Source organism: Helicobacter sp. MIT 01-3238 (assembly GCF_003364135.1).
Lineage (GTDB): Bacteria > Campylobacterota > Campylobacteria > Campylobacterales > Helicobacteraceae > Helicobacter_B.
The window spans coordinates 18,886-31,682 of the sequence record NZ_NXLN01000022.1; the positions used below are offsets into that span (position 1 = coordinate 18,886).

The 12,797-nt window shown below is 41.3% G+C and carries 16 protein-coding genes; 12 read left to right on the top strand and 4 right to left on the bottom strand.

What is annotated here, in order from left to right; all coding sequences use genetic code 11:
- Position 1 precedes the first annotated feature (1 nt).
- Positions 2-547: a flavodoxin gene (locus CQA40_RS08065; RefSeq protein ID WP_115520360.1), complete on the top strand. Its 546-nt coding sequence runs from the start codon at positions 2-4 to the stop codon at positions 545-547.
- Positions 548-603: 56 nt separating this feature from the next.
- Positions 604-1,128 carry a cupin domain-containing protein gene (locus tag CQA40_RS08070; protein ID WP_115520379.1) on the top strand — a complete coding sequence of 175 codons (525 nt, stop codon included), beginning with the start codon at positions 604-606 and terminating at the stop codon, positions 1,126-1,128.
- Positions 1,129-1,342: 214 nt separating this feature from the next.
- Here the strand turns inward: CQA40_RS08070 and CQA40_RS08075 are convergent, their stop codons facing one another.
- Positions 1,343-1,606 (bottom strand): hypothetical protein, encoded by a 264-nt coding sequence (locus tag CQA40_RS08075; RefSeq protein WP_115520361.1) that lies wholly within the window; start codon positions 1,604-1,606, stop codon positions 1,343-1,345.
- On the opposite strand from CQA40_RS08075, the gene CQA40_RS08080 reads away from it, so the two are divergent.
- Together CQA40_RS08080 and CQA40_RS08085 are read left to right on the top strand one after the other, a co-directional pair.
- On the top strand, positions 1,597-2,601 hold the full coding sequence (locus CQA40_RS08080; protein WP_115520362.1) for a DNA cytosine methyltransferase: 1,005 nt from the start codon (positions 1,597-1,599) through the stop codon (positions 2,599-2,601). The genes CQA40_RS08075 and CQA40_RS08080 overlap by 10 nt on opposite strands.
- 12 nt (positions 2,602-2,613) lie before the next feature.
- The gene (locus CQA40_RS08085; protein ID WP_115520363.1) at positions 2,614-3,627 is read left to right on the top strand and encodes a restriction endonuclease; all 1,014 of its coding nucleotides are present in this window, start codon (positions 2,614-2,616) and stop codon (positions 3,625-3,627) included.
- Here CQA40_RS08085 and CQA40_RS08090 read toward each other — a convergent pair.
- From CQA40_RS08090 to CQA40_RS08100, 3 genes are all read right to left on the bottom strand, one after another.
- Positions 3,616-3,873 (bottom strand): hypothetical protein, encoded by a 258-nt coding sequence (locus tag CQA40_RS08090; RefSeq protein WP_147290184.1) that lies wholly within the window; start codon positions 3,871-3,873, stop codon positions 3,616-3,618. The genes CQA40_RS08085 and CQA40_RS08090 overlap by 12 nt on opposite strands.
- A 167-nt stretch (positions 3,874-4,040) precedes the next feature.
- Positions 4,041-4,187 carry a hypothetical protein gene (locus CQA40_RS11680; protein WP_258864506.1) on the bottom strand — a complete coding sequence of 49 codons (147 nt, stop codon included), beginning with the start codon at positions 4,185-4,187 and terminating at the stop codon, positions 4,041-4,043.
- Between the two features lie 114 nt (positions 4,188-4,301).
- A complete protein-coding gene (locus CQA40_RS08100) occupies positions 4,302-4,544 on the bottom strand; it encodes a hypothetical protein (RefSeq protein WP_147290185.1) in 243 nt (80 codons plus the stop codon).
- A gap of 223 nt (positions 4,545-4,767) precedes the next feature.
- Here CQA40_RS08100 and CQA40_RS11685 point away from each other — a divergent pair, with 223 nt between their 5' ends.
- The 8 genes from CQA40_RS11685 (at position 4,768) to CQA40_RS08135 (ending at position 12,754) form a co-directional block, all read left to right on the top strand.
- Positions 4,768-4,896 carry a hypothetical protein gene (locus tag CQA40_RS11685; RefSeq protein ID WP_258864507.1) on the top strand — a complete coding sequence of 43 codons (129 nt, stop codon included), beginning with the start codon at positions 4,768-4,770 and terminating at the stop codon, positions 4,894-4,896.
- A 110-nt stretch (positions 4,897-5,006) separates the two neighbouring features.
- The gene (locus tag CQA40_RS08105) at positions 5,007-5,918 is read left to right on the top strand and encodes an SDR family oxidoreductase (RefSeq protein WP_147290186.1); all 912 of its coding nucleotides are present in this window, start codon (positions 5,007-5,009) and stop codon (positions 5,916-5,918) included.
- Positions 5,919-6,027: 109 nt separating this feature from the next.
- A complete protein-coding gene (locus CQA40_RS08110) occupies positions 6,028-6,894 on the top strand; it encodes an AraC family transcriptional regulator (RefSeq protein WP_115520367.1) in 867 nt (288 codons plus the stop codon).
- A gap of 85 nt (positions 6,895-6,979) precedes the next feature.
- Positions 6,980-7,903: an ATP-binding protein gene (locus CQA40_RS08115; RefSeq protein ID WP_115520368.1), complete on the top strand. Its 924-nt coding sequence runs from the start codon at positions 6,980-6,982 to the stop codon at positions 7,901-7,903.
- Between the two features lie 351 nt (positions 7,904-8,254).
- Positions 8,255-9,292, top strand: coding sequence for an aldo/keto reductase (locus tag CQA40_RS08120; RefSeq protein WP_258864508.1), 1,038 nt, complete (start codon positions 8,255-8,257; stop codon positions 9,290-9,292).
- Between the two features lie 45 nt (positions 9,293-9,337).
- Entirely contained in the window at positions 9,338-10,345 is a 1,008-nt protein-coding gene (locus CQA40_RS08125; protein WP_258864509.1) for a carboxymuconolactone decarboxylase family protein, read from the top strand.
- A 154-nt stretch (positions 10,346-10,499) separates the two neighbouring features.
- The gene (locus CQA40_RS08130; RefSeq protein WP_309544452.1) at positions 10,500-11,540 is read left to right on the top strand and encodes an aldo/keto reductase; all 1,041 of its coding nucleotides are present in this window, start codon (positions 10,500-10,502) and stop codon (positions 11,538-11,540) included.
- Between the two features lie 56 nt (positions 11,541-11,596).
- Entirely contained in the window at positions 11,597-12,754 is a 1,158-nt protein-coding gene (locus tag CQA40_RS08135) for an aldo/keto reductase (RefSeq protein ID WP_220271909.1), read from the top strand.
- The last annotated feature ends 43 nt before the right edge of the window (positions 12,755-12,797 follow it).

Genomic DNA, 12,797 nt, shown 5'->3' on the forward strand with positions numbered 1-12,797 from the left:
GATGAATATTTTAGTAGCGTATTTTAGCGCGAGTGGTATCACAAAAGAAGTCGCGGAGAGTATCGCAAAAGTGGCGAGTGAGTTTGTAAGCGATAGTGGTGAATCTAACGAGGCGGGCGAATCTGGCAAGTTTGGTAAGGTGGAGTTTTTTGAAATCGCGCCAAAAGTGCCTTACAGCAAGGCGGATTTGGACTGGACAAATGAGCAAAGTCGCACCACAATCGAGTGCAAGGACAAAGCCTCACGCCCCGAGCTTACCCAAACTATCGACATAACACCTTTTAGCGTGATAATCATAGGATTTCCCGTGTGGTGGTATAACGCGCCACATATCATCTTTAGCTTTTTAGAAAGCGCGGATTTTAGTGGCAAAATCATCGTGCCATTTTGCACGAGCGGTGGGAGCGGTATCGACCCCGCACCGCGTGAAATGCAAAAGCTAGCCCCAAATGCGATAGTCAAAGGTGGAGAGAAGTTTAACTTCGGGGCAAACAAGTCAAGTATCCGCAGGTGGCTAGCTAGCCTAAATTTAGAGCAAAAGGAGTGAATATGAAAGGAGCGAAATCTATCGCGCTAAGCGCGGATTTGGGAAATGTGGTTTTTATGAACGGGGCTTTTAGAAGCGCACTTTTTGGAAGTGCAGTGCTTAGAAGCGTGATTGCAGCAGGCGCGATTGTGCTAAGTCTAGCAAATGTGGCGAATGCAAAAGAAGCCCAAGAGATTGTGAAAGCGGGGAGTTTGGGTGGATTTGTAGGCGATGATAAGATTTTCACAGGCAAAGTCAAAGTAACCAAACTTTTTAATGACGCGCCCTATCGTCCCTTTGGCGGGGGATTGGTGGAGTTTGAGCGCGGGGCTAGAAGTGCGTGGCACACACACCCTGCGGGGCAAACGCTTATCGTTACCAAAGGCGTCATCATCACAGGCACGGAGCAAGGCGATGTGCAAATCGCGCGTGAGGGCGACACAATCCTTTGCCCGCCAAATTTGAAGCATTGGCACGGCGCGACTGATAAACAAAGTGGCGCACATATCGCGCTTACAGGCGTAAAGGCGGGCAATAATGTGAATTGGCTTGAGAAAGTAAGTGATGAGGAATACAAAACTGCACTAAAAAAAGCGAAGTAGATTTTTGGATTTGTGGGTTTGATTTGTGCGAATCGCGCGTGAATATTAGGGAATTCGCGTGCGATTCACGCGTGAGAGTGTGTCTGTCTAGATTCTAGAAAATGTGTGATTTTAAGTGGGGGTGGATTTTACGCACGCGTTTTTTGTGCTCATTATCCGCGCTACAATTTTGCGCATTTCACTCGCCCTTTTTACGCCCCTTGTTTTAGAAAATTCACTTGGCAAAATTCACACTATCGACATACTCATCTGTTTTATCGCGCAAAAGTTTATCCACAAAAAGCCTATCAAAATTCGCGCTAAACTCGCTAAATGTCGCGCTTTTTTCGACAAGCGTAATAAAGCTAGAAATGCTAATGGGAGCGAGCTTGCTATCAAACTCTTTCGCGCAGAATTTTTGATAAAAAAAATTCTTAAAATATATACAATAGTTTTGTATAATTCTATGAAAGACTAGGCGAGGTGGATATGTCAGCATCAAAATCAATACAAAAATTTGATAATTTAGCTTTTATACCAGACATTGATAATCCAAAAATCAAAAAAGCGCAAAAATCTGCGAAACAAGCAACGATTGTTTCTATGTTTTCTGGCTGTGGTGGTATGGATTTAGGTTTTGTAGGTGGGTTTTATTTTCTTAAGAAATATTATAAGCAGACTGGTTTTAGAATTATTTGGGCAAATGAGATTAGCAGTGCGGCTTGCAAAACATATAGAAAAAATTTGGGAAACCATATTGTTGAGGGAGATATAAACAACAAATTTGATAGTATGCCAATATATGCAGATATTATTATCGGTGGCTTTCCTTGTCAAGACATATCAATAAATGGTAAAATGGTTGGGGTAAAAGGAACAAGAAGTGGCTTATATACAAGCATTGTTAAAGCTATAAAACGCATTAAACCAAAAGTATTTGTAGTAGAGAATGTTGGCAGTTTGTTGTTAAAACAGCATAAGGATTCTCTTGATAAAATATTAGATGATTTTCACTCATTGGGCTACAATCTTAACTATCAACTTTATAATGCTGAGTATTATGGAGTTCCTCAAACTAGACAAAGAGTTATATTTGTCGGAACTAGAAGTGATTTAACTGAATTTGTTCCACCGGAACAAGTGTGCAAGATTCCAATAAATGCTAAAACTGCTTTACAAGATTTGGAATTGCATCCTTATGATAAGGAGTTTTCACACATTTGGAGTGAAGCAAAGGCTAGCGCAGAACAAGGGAATAGAAAATTATTGGCTGATAGAGCAGGATACACTATTAGGGCAGAATGTCATGGGAATATACAATTTCATTATTCTTTACCTAGACGAATGTCAATGCGCGAAGCAGCAAGAATACAATCATTCCCCGATAGTTTTGTGTTTCCTTGCGGATTAAGGGAGACGGAACGACAAATAGGCAATGCTGTTCCACCTGTCTTGGCGTGGCATATTGCTAGCTCTATCAAATCTATAATTTAGAGTAGGTAATATATGACAAAGAATGATTTTGAATCAATTTTGGATAAATGCTGTATTGAGCTTACCGCAGAATCTCAAAAAGGTATATTTAAAACATCATTGCAATTTGAAAACAGGGTTAGAGAAGTATTGCATAATCTCACAAAAACATCCAATAAATTTAATATTGATTTTAACCCGCATCCACAAGCATTTCCAGATATTGCTATGGGACAATATGGTGTCGAAGTAAAATTTACTCTTAATGATACTTGGCGGAGTGTTGCAAATAACGTATTAGAAACGCACCGTATAGATGAAGTAAAGCATATCTATATTGTGTTTGGTAAAATGGGTGGAACACCGCAAGTGCGATGGGCTGAATATGAAAATAGTGTAATTCATGTGAGAACCTCTCATGTTCCAAGATTTGAAGTTGAATTACAACCTGATATAACAAAGCAAAAAGAATCGCTATTTAAACAAATGGGTGTTTCTTATGATAATTTTCGTTCATTGCCTATGCAAGAAAAAATGCGCTATATAAGGTCTTATGCTAGAAAAATTCATCCAGATGGGCGTTTGTGGTGGATAGATGATAGAGAGGCAGACACTCACACTACGCCATTACAAGCTAGATTATATACTAATCTTGGTTTGGAAGAAAAAACTAAGCTAAGAGCTGAAGCGGCTTTACTGTGTCCTTCAATAGTAAAATCAGGTCGTTCTAAAAATAAATATGATGATATGGTTTTATATCTTTTAACATATCACGGTGTCTTATGTCATCAGGCTAGAGATTTATTTTCTGCAGGTAGCGTTGCAAATCCAAGCAACGATGATAATGGTGGAATATATATTCAAAGAGCATTAAAACTTATAGAATACGAAATGATAGAAGCCGCATTTCTTATGGAAGACGCACTTTTTGTGGAGTATTGGGGAGAAAGCGTTGCACCCAAAGATAGAATCAAAAGGTGGTTACAAAAAGCAGATGGTTTTGCTAAAGATTGGACTCCGTCTAAAACATTGTTTTTAGACAAATAAATCCATTCCCGCTCTGCCCATATTTGAAAACCCAAGCTGATGATTGCGCGAAATATTATAGGGCGGGTCGGTTAGGATACAATCCACTTGCAAACCTTGCTTGTGCATATCAGCTACAAGCTCTTTGTAATCGCAATTTGCAAAGGTAAGGTCTTGGGTTTTTAGTTGCGATGCACTTGCCAAAGATGAGTCTTTATGCGGTTCAAAGTCGGTATGATTTTCGCGCTTAGCTAGTGCTGTTGTCATTTTTGTCATTTCCATTTATTCGTGGCTTTTAGATTGCCTTTAGATTTTTTATGTTTTTGGCAAAATTGCAAGAGATGTTAGCATATTTGGCTTAAAGTTTAATGCAAATATTTTTCACACATATAAACGCACATAAAATTTCACACGCACAAATTTTTGCAAAAATTTCAAGGTTTCCACGCTTTTGCTTTATAGATTCCAAGCACTTTTATGCACTCTTGCTCCACTGCGTAAATGATGACATAGCCCTTAAACACCATATCACGCACATTTTTATCATCTATTTTTGTGCTTTGTCTAAAACGATATGGCATAAAGCCAAGCGCATCGATTTTGCTTTTAGCTCTGCTTCAAAATTTAGCGAGTTTGTGAGGCTATCTTTCGCGATAAACTCTAAAATGTCTTTGAACTCATCTATAAATCTTTGGCTATAAATTATGTCCATATTTGCTTTCTAAATCTTTTTTGTGCTTTGCCATTTGGGATTGAAATTCAGCTGAAGAGACAAACTCAAGTTTGTCATTTTTGTAAAGCTCAAGCGTTTCTTTAAGCCGTGATTGCTCCTCATCGCTTAGCTCATATTCTTGCGTGTAGTCGATATGCAGTTCATCAAGCAGTGGGAGCATAAACCTTGCTTGAGTTTCGCTTAGATTTATTTTGATACTTGGCATTTGCGTCCTTTTTAGATTTTGCGCTATTGTAGCCAAATTTGGCATAAAAAAGCCAAAAACATATTTTCAAACGCCACTTGATTCACACATTACATATTTTAGATAATTTTTGCAAAATTTGCATTTACCCCTTGACTTAGAGTTGCTCTCATCTTTTATAATTGCGTTTTTATTTCTAGATTCTAGAATCTAGAGGGGAAAATCCATTATAAAAGGAGCGAATATGAATGAAAAAACACAGCGAAAATTGCAAGATTTCGCGCGAGATTTAAGCGCAAGTGATTTGCGCAACTTAAGGCGTGATTCACAAGATACGCAAAATTCGCAAGATTTGCGGGAATCACGGCGTTAGCCACTGCCGTGCCTCTGGTGGCAAAAGACTTCAAAGACACAGCGCAAACAAATCAAACAAACTCACAAAACCCGCAAAAATCCCAAAATCCACAAAGCAAAGGAGACGCAATGAAAAATCAACAATCGTGGTATATCACAGGTGCGAGCGGTGGGCTTGGCTTTGCCCTAGCAAAATACTTGCTTTCAAAAGGCGACAAAGTCGCGCTCACTTCGCGCAAAAAGGGCAATTTGGAAGCGAAATTTGGCGAGCTGGCAAAGAGTGAAAATTTCCTCGCACTCACGCTTACATTTGAAAAAAACATAGATAAGCAAGTCGCGCAAAATATCGCTGAAGTAAAGCGCAAATTTGGGCGACTTGATAATGTCGTAAATAACGCAGGATACGGGCTTGGTGGCTTTGTAGAGGAAGTGAGCGAAAAGCAGCTAAGGGAGCAGTTTGAAGTCAATGTTTTTGCGCCCTTTTTAGTCGCGCAAAACGCGCTAAAAATTATGCGCCCACAGGCAAAGAGTGAGGGCGGAAATGCGCAGAATATAAAAGCGCGGATTTATAATCTTAGCTCGATTGCTGGATTTCGCGTGCCAAATGGTAGCACGCCATATAGTATGAGCAAATTTGCGCTATCCGCGCTAAGCGAGGGGCTAATGCTTGATTTAGCCGACTTTGGCATAGCGGTGGTAAATGTGATGCCTGCGGGCTTTCGCACGGAGTTTTTGGGCACGAGCTATAAAATGAGTGATATACAAATCACAGATTATGACAAAAAGCGCGAGGCAGCTATTGCAAACGCACGCTCGTATAACGGCAAGCAAGCGGGTAACCCTCAAGCGTTTGCCAAAGTGATTTATGAAACTTCGCGTATGCCAAAGCCACCATTTAGCCTTTTTATGGGCGATAGCGCATATAAAAGTGCGCGAAATAAAATCGCGTGGGTGCAAGAGGATATAAAAGCCACCGAAAAATACGCTGGGAAAGCGGTTGATTTCGCCGACTCGGCTGGAAGCGCGTTTGATAAGCGATAAATTTTGCAAATTTGCTAGGCATAAAACTTGTAAGTATTCAAACATTTTGGATACTTAAAAAATATTTTATACAATAACGCGTTTAAAAAATTGTAGCGATAGGATAAAAATGGCATCTAGCATAACGCTCCCAACGGACTTGCCACGAGTGAGAAATATACATTTTAGAAGTTTTAGCTCGTGCTCTTTTGCCAAATTTAGGCAAAATCATAGCTCTTTTGAAACCCCTGTGTGCTTTGAAAACAACGCCATTATCTTTGTAAAGCAAGGCTCTAAAATAATGCACCACGCAAAATCGCGCTTTGTGATAGCGCAAAATGAAGCGTTGTTCCTAAAAAGTGGCACATATACTTTGAGCAATATCGCCATAGAAAACGGCGCGTATGAAGCGTGGCTCTTTTTCTTTGATAATGCGTTTTTGCTTAGCCTTATGCAAAAATATCACGCCTTGCGCAAAAAGCCACACCAACGCATAAGCGCACCCGCCCTAAAATCAAACCACGCCCAACTGCTTGATATTTTGCAAAGTTTCGCGCCCTACTTTGAGGACAACACACAGATTTTTGAGCCTTTGGTTGAGCTAAAGTTTGAGGAAATATTTGCGTTTTTGCTACTTCATAGCGATGAGTTTAGCGCGTTTGTAGATGAGATTTTTTCTGCGCTTAGCTTAAAGTATATGGATTTGTTTAGTCATTGTGATGAGGCTTTTTTGAGTGTGGCGCAAATGGCACAATACGCAAAAAGCGACATAAGCTCGTTTTCTAAAACTTTTAAGCATAATTTTAAGCTTAGTCCAAAGCAATACATTGATGAAAAGCGATTCAAAAAAGCGCAACACTTGCTTATAAACTCTACGCAAAATATCAATGAGATTTGCACGACTTGTGGCTTTAGCTCGCCCTCTTGGTTTATCAAACGATTTAAAAATCGCTACGGACAAACACCAAAGCAATTTCAAAAAACTGCTAAAATTTGACAAAAAACTCGCACAACTAAAATCCCAAACACACTACAATTCCGCCTATGCAATATATTGCAAATTTAACTTAAAAGGATTAAAAATGAAAGTATTGTGCAGAGCTTTTGTGGTTTTTGGATTGGTGGGCTTTTTTGCTTTAAGCGCATTTGCTGAAAGTGTCGCTAGTGGTAAGGTTTGGGGTGGCTTTTTTAGTCCAGAGAGCGTATTTGTAGGTAGGGATTATATCTTTGTGGCAAATATCGGCAAAGAGCCAAACTCGCTAGCAAAGGATAATGACGGCTTTATCTCAAAGCTAGATAAAAGTGGCAAGGTAGTAAAGAAGGATTTTGCAAGCAATCTCAACGCCCCAAAGGGTATGATAGAGATTGATAGCACACTTTATGTCGTGGATATTGATAGGCTTGTGGCGTTTGATACGCAAGGCAAAAAGGTGCTTGAATCCCACATTCAAGGCGCGATTTTCTTAAATGACATTGTCTTGCTTGATAGCAATACCTTGCTTTTGAGCGACACGGGCAATGGCATTATCTATGCCTTTGATTTGAAAAGCAAGCAAACAAGCGAGTTTGCAAGGCTTGAGCTAGCAAAAAGTGGCGGTGGCAATGGAATGCTTTTAGACAAAGCAAAGCAAAGGCTTTTTGTCGGGTGCTATCACCCCCATGGCAAGAGCGGGGGGCAGATTTTAGCCATTGATACTAAGACAAAGGCGATAAAGATTTTAGATGCGCAAAAAGGAGCGTATGACGGCGTAGCACTAGCCAAAAACGGGAATTTGCTTGTGAGTGATTGGGGAGAAAATCTAAATGGCAAAATCTATCGCATTAGCGCGAAAAATGGCTTCTCACGCGATAGTCTTTTTGGCAAAAATGCAAAGGCTAATGTCTTTACAAAAACGGCTTTGAATTTACCCGCTATGAAAGGACCTGCGGATATGTTTGGCACAAAAGACACGCTCTATATCCCCAAAATGCTTGAAAACGAAGTGCTTGTGGTGGATTTGCCTTAAATGTTCTTTAAATTCTAGAATCTAGAATGCGTGTGAGGATTTCACACGCGCTAGATTGCTAAACTTTGCTTGGATTTTCTTGCATTTTTTATCTCGCATTTTTGCCCTACAATTTCTTTCTTTATATTTTTTTGCTTGCGTTATTTTGCGCTTTTTTTTGCATTATTTTTGATTATCTTATCTTTGCCATTTTTTGCGTGCTTTTTATCACCCCACTTCATTTTTTCACTTTTTTTTTGCAAAATTTGCATTTTACCCCTTGACTTAGAGTTGCTCTCATCTTTTATAATTGTGTTTTTATTTCTAGATTCTAGAATCTGAAGTAGCAAAATCCATTGTAAAGGAGTAGCAATGAAAAATACGACAGATAAAACACGGCGTGAGTTTTTGGCTGATTCTGCCAAACTCGGCGCAGGATTGGCACTTTTTGGTGGTGGAATGCTATTTGGCGAAAACGCAAGGGCGATAGATTTAAGCGCAAATTTAGGCTCGAACACTAACGCAAATCAAAGCGCAAATCCCGCCAAAATACCAAACTTCACGCTTAATAACGGCGTTGTAATGCCTGCCACAGGCTTTGGCACACTAAAGCTAGGCGACACAAAAGCCACGCAAAAAGCCGTAGAGCAAGCCTTAGAGGCGGGTTATCGCCTTTTTGACACGGCACAAAGCTACGCAAACGAAGAAGCCGTAGGATTTGCGCTCAAAGCCACAGGCATAAAGCGCGAGGAGCTGTTTATCACTTGCAAACTTTTCCGCCCTTATGCAAATGAGGAACTAGCGGGAAAAGCCTACTATGAGAGCCTAAAGAAGCTACAAATTGATTACGCGGATTTGTATCTCATTCATCAGCCTGTAAATGACACTTATGGCGCGTGGAGGGCGATGAGTAAACTGTATAAGAAAAAGGAAGTCCGCGCTATTGGCGTTAGCAACTTTAATCCCGCGCGGATTATGGATTTTGTCCAAAATAATGAAATCAAACCCGCAATCAATCAAATCGAGTGCCACCCGCACTTTCAGCAGACAAAAGCGCAGGAAAATCTAAAGGCACTTGGCATTCAAATGGAGGCGTTTAGCCCACTCAAACAAGCCCGTGATAATATTTTAAAAGACGCTACGCTTAGTAAAATCGCCAAAGCACACGGCAAAAGTGTGGCGCAAGTGATTTTGCGCTGGGTGTATCAGCGGGGCATTATAAGCATTGTCAAAACCTCTAAGGCTGAACGAATGAGGGAAAATCTAAGCATTTTTGACTTTGAGCTAAATAGCGCAGATATGGCAAAAATCGCAAAATTAGAGACAAATAAGCCAATGCTAGACCACCAAGACCCACAGCGAATCAAGTGGTTTAACGAGCGCACGGCAGGGGAAAGCCTAAAGCGATAGGGAAATGCTTTCTAAAGTGTTTTAAAATTTAAAAAAGGAGCAAATATGAAAAAAGAGATAAAACACGCGCAAGGCGCGCGGAGCAAGTCGCGGGATTTGCAAGAATCAAGTGATTTACGCAACTTAGGGCGGGATTTGCAAGATACTCAAGATTTGCGCGATAAAAATCGGCGTGAGTTTTTGGCAGATTCGGCGAAAATTGCGGGAATCACGGCGTTAGCAACCGCATTGCCACTAAGCGCGAACACAAGCGCAAAATCAAATCAAACTAAAGGAGCAACGATGAATCTAACCACAACAGCAAAACAAAATCACGCCAAACTTTTTGGAAATGTAAGCGCAAATTCAGGCAATAATCTAGCAAAAACCGACCCCGAGTTTATAGAAAATTACGCGAATTTCGCCTTTGATGAAGTATTTGCAGAGAGCAAAAGCATTGATTTGCAAACACGGCTAAAGCTCATTTTAGCCGCACTTATCGCGGTTCAGGGCAAAGCGGAGTTTCGCACTATGCTTGTCTCCGCGCTAAAAAACGGCGTAAATCCAACTGAAATCAAAGAGATTATCTACCAAACCACGCCCTATATCGGCATTGGCAAGAGTATGGATTTTTTGCTTTTGAGTAACGAAGTCTTTAAAGCGCAAGGAATCAAACTCCCACTAAAGCCACAAGGCACGACTACGCGGGAAAATCGAGCCGACAAAGGGCTAGAAGCGCAAAGGAAGTTTTTTGGCTCTGCGATTGATAAAGGCAATGCAGCCGCGCCAGATGATGAAAAGCATATCCGCAAGTTTTTAAGCGCGAATTGCTTTGGGGATTATTACACGCGTGAGGGGCTGGAGCTAAACTTTAGAGAGCTACTTACCTTTGTGATTTTGGCTTCGCTTGGTGGGGCGGACGCGCAAGTCAAAGCGCACATTCAAGGCAACCTAAATATCGGGCATAGCAGGGCGTTTCTCATCGAAGTGATTACCGCACTTGTGCCTTATATCGGCTATCCGCGCTCTTTAAACGCCCTTGCCGCACTTGATGAGCTGACATTGAAAAAGTAAGAAAAAGCGGGGGAAAATCAAGGGAAAAAAATAGCAAAAAAGCAAAAATTTGCATTTTACCCCTTGACTTAGAGTTGCTCTCATCTTTTATAATTGCGTTTTTATTTCTAGATTCTAGAATCTAGAGGGCAAATCCACTATGTAAGGAGCAAAAATGAATGAAACAAACCGCGATGTGCGCGCTACACAGCGCGATAAAATCAGCGATACAAAACGGCGTGAATTTGTCAAACACACTAGCAATCTCGCGCTAGCAGGTGTGGCAGTAGGTGCGGTGGGCGCAATATCTGGGATTTCGCCCCTGCTTGCAAAAGAAACAAAAAATGCTAAAAAAGGAGCAAATATGCAAACAATCAAATTGAGTAACGGCGTAAAAATGCCAATTCTAGGCTACGGGACTTATCAAATCCCAAATAATCAAGCGCAAAGGTGCGTTGAAGATGCCATTAGCGTGGGCTATCGGCTAATCGACACCGCGCAGGCGTATGCAAACGAGGAAGCCATAGGCGCGGGACTAAAAACCGCAATAAATGGCGGGGTAAAACGCGAGGATTTATTTATCGAAACAAAACTTTGGATAAGCCACGCAAACGAAAAAGACGCGCTCAAAGCCTTTGATGCGAGCCTAAAAAAGCTTGGGCTAGATTATATCGATTTGTATCTCATTCATCAGCCATTTAACGACATTTATGGCGCGTGGAGGGCGATGGGCAAACTACACAAAGAGGGCAAAATCCGCGCGATTGGGGTGAGTAACTTTTATGCCGATAAAATCACGGATTTTTGTCTATTTAACGACATAAAACCTGCGGTAAATCAAATCGAAATGCACCCATTTTTCCAAAAAACTAGTGAGCAAAAAATCAACAATGATTTAGGCGTGGCGGTGCAGAGCTGGGGGAGCTTCGCAGAGGGCAAAAACGATATGTTTAATAATAAAGTGCTAAAATCTATCGGGGATAAATACTGCAAAACCCCTGCACAAGTGATTTTGCGCTGGCTTATTGAGCGCAATGTCATCGTCATTCCAAAAACTACGAGAAAGGCACGAATGGAGGAAAATATCGCGGTGTTTGACTTCAAACTAAACGCTGATGATAGAGCAAAAATTGCCAAACTTGACACGGGCAAAACGCTATTTTTAGACCACCGCGACCCACAAACGATTAACTTTTTGGCAAATTATAAAGCATAAACTTAGGTGGGGATAGGCAAATCTAAGCGCAAAATCCCCGTAAAAAAGGAGTAAAAATGCAAAATCTACACGATGAAAAACGGCGTGAGTTTATCACAAATTCTGCCAAACTCGCTAGTGTGGCGATGATAAGCACGCTACCACTAATGGCAAAAGATACAAACACAAAAGGAGCAAGTATGAAAGCAAACACTTCGCGCACCAAAAACGGCGTGAGTTTTATAAAAGTAGGGCACACAGACATTGAGATTTCACAAATCTGCATAGGTGCGATGAGCTTTGGCAAGGCGGGGACTTTGCACGATTGGACGCTTGATGAGAAAGAGAGCGAGGCAATCATCAAACACGCGCTTGATAAAGGGCTAAACTTCTTTGACACGGCAAATATCTACTCTGCAGGGACTAGCGAGGAGTATCTCGGCAAGGCACTCAAAAAATTTGCCAAACGCGATGAAGTCGTCATCTCCTCAAAAGTGTATTTCAATAAAGGTGTGCTCTCACGCAAGGCGATTTTGCGCGAGATTGATGGCACACTCAAACGGCTTGGCACGGATTATTTGGATATTTATATTATCCACCGCTTTGATTACACTACGCCTATTGAGGAAACTATGGAGGCGTTGCACGAGACTATAAAAGCTGGGAAAGTCCGCGCACTAGGTGCGTCTGCGATGTATGGCTATCAGTTTGCAAATATGCAGCAAGTCGCCAAAGATAACAACCTCACGCCTTTTAGCATTATGCAAAATCACTATAACCTGCTTTATCGCGAGGATGAAAGGGAGCTAATCCCAATTTGTAAGCAACAAGGCGTTACGCTTATGCCTTACTCGCCTTTGGCAAGTGGCCGTTTGGCTCGTGCGGAATGGAAAAGCGATACGATTCGTAGCAAGACAGACAAAACCGCTATGGGCAAGTATGACAAGACAGAGGCGCAGGATAAAATCATCGCACAGCGCGTAAATGAACTCGCAAAGAAAAAAGGTGTGGCGATGAGCCAAATCTCCCTAGCGTGGCTTCTTGCCAAAGGTGCTGGTTCGCCTATCATCGGTGCGAACAAAACCAAATACATTGATGAGGCGGTGGGTGCTATGAGTGTAAAGCTAAGTGCTAATGAAATCGCCTATCTAGAGGAAGCCTATATCCCGCATAATATCGTGGGCGCAGTGAGCGAGGAGCAAGCAAAAGAGTCGCTTGAAAATTTGGTAAAGTAGTGTTGTTGTTTTGCACACAAACTACATTTGCTTAAAATCTAGT

Excerpts from the sequence above, each read along its gene's own strand:
- CQA40_RS08065 (WP_115520360.1), top strand. The coding sequence starts at position 2 with ATGAATATTTTAGTAGCGTATTTTAGCGCGAGTGGTATCACAAAAGAA.
- CQA40_RS08070 (WP_115520379.1), top strand. The coding sequence starts at position 604 with ATGAACGGGGCTTTTAGAAGCGCACTTTTTGGAAGTGCAGTGCTTAGA.
- CQA40_RS08080 (WP_115520362.1), top strand. The coding sequence starts at position 1,597 with ATGTCAGCATCAAAATCAATACAAAAATTTGATAATTTAGCTTTTATA.
- CQA40_RS08075 (WP_115520361.1), bottom strand. The coding sequence starts at position 1,606 with ATGCTGACATATCCACCTCGCCTAGTCTTTCATAGAATTATACAAAAC.
- CQA40_RS08085 (WP_115520363.1), top strand. The coding sequence starts at position 2,614 with ATGACAAAGAATGATTTTGAATCAATTTTGGATAAATGCTGTATTGAG.
- CQA40_RS08090 (WP_147290184.1), bottom strand. The coding sequence starts at position 3,873 with ATGACAACAGCACTAGCTAAGCGCGAAAATCATACCGACTTTGAACCG.
- CQA40_RS11680 (WP_258864506.1), bottom strand. The coding sequence starts at position 4,187 with ATGCCATATCGTTTTAGACAAAGCACAAAAATAGATGATAAAAATGTG.
- CQA40_RS08100 (WP_147290185.1), bottom strand. The coding sequence starts at position 4,544 with ATGCCAAGTATCAAAATAAATCTAAGCGAAACTCAAGCAAGGTTTATG.
- CQA40_RS11685 (WP_258864507.1), top strand. The coding sequence starts at position 4,768 with ATGAATGAAAAAACACAGCGAAAATTGCAAGATTTCGCGCGAGATTTA.
- CQA40_RS08105 (WP_147290186.1), top strand. The coding sequence starts at position 5,007 with ATGAAAAATCAACAATCGTGGTATATCACAGGTGCGAGCGGTGGGCTT.
- CQA40_RS08110 (WP_115520367.1), top strand. The coding sequence starts at position 6,028 with ATGGCATCTAGCATAACGCTCCCAACGGACTTGCCACGAGTGAGAAAT.
- CQA40_RS08115 (WP_115520368.1), top strand. The coding sequence starts at position 6,980 with ATGAAAGTATTGTGCAGAGCTTTTGTGGTTTTTGGATTGGTGGGCTTT.
- CQA40_RS08120 (WP_258864508.1), top strand. The coding sequence starts at position 8,255 with ATGAAAAATACGACAGATAAAACACGGCGTGAGTTTTTGGCTGATTCT.
- CQA40_RS08125 (WP_258864509.1), top strand. The coding sequence starts at position 9,338 with ATGAAAAAAGAGATAAAACACGCGCAAGGCGCGCGGAGCAAGTCGCGG.
- CQA40_RS08130 (WP_309544452.1), top strand. The coding sequence starts at position 10,500 with ATGAATGAAACAAACCGCGATGTGCGCGCTACACAGCGCGATAAAATC.
- CQA40_RS08135 (WP_220271909.1), top strand. The coding sequence starts at position 11,597 with ATGCAAAATCTACACGATGAAAAACGGCGTGAGTTTATCACAAATTCT.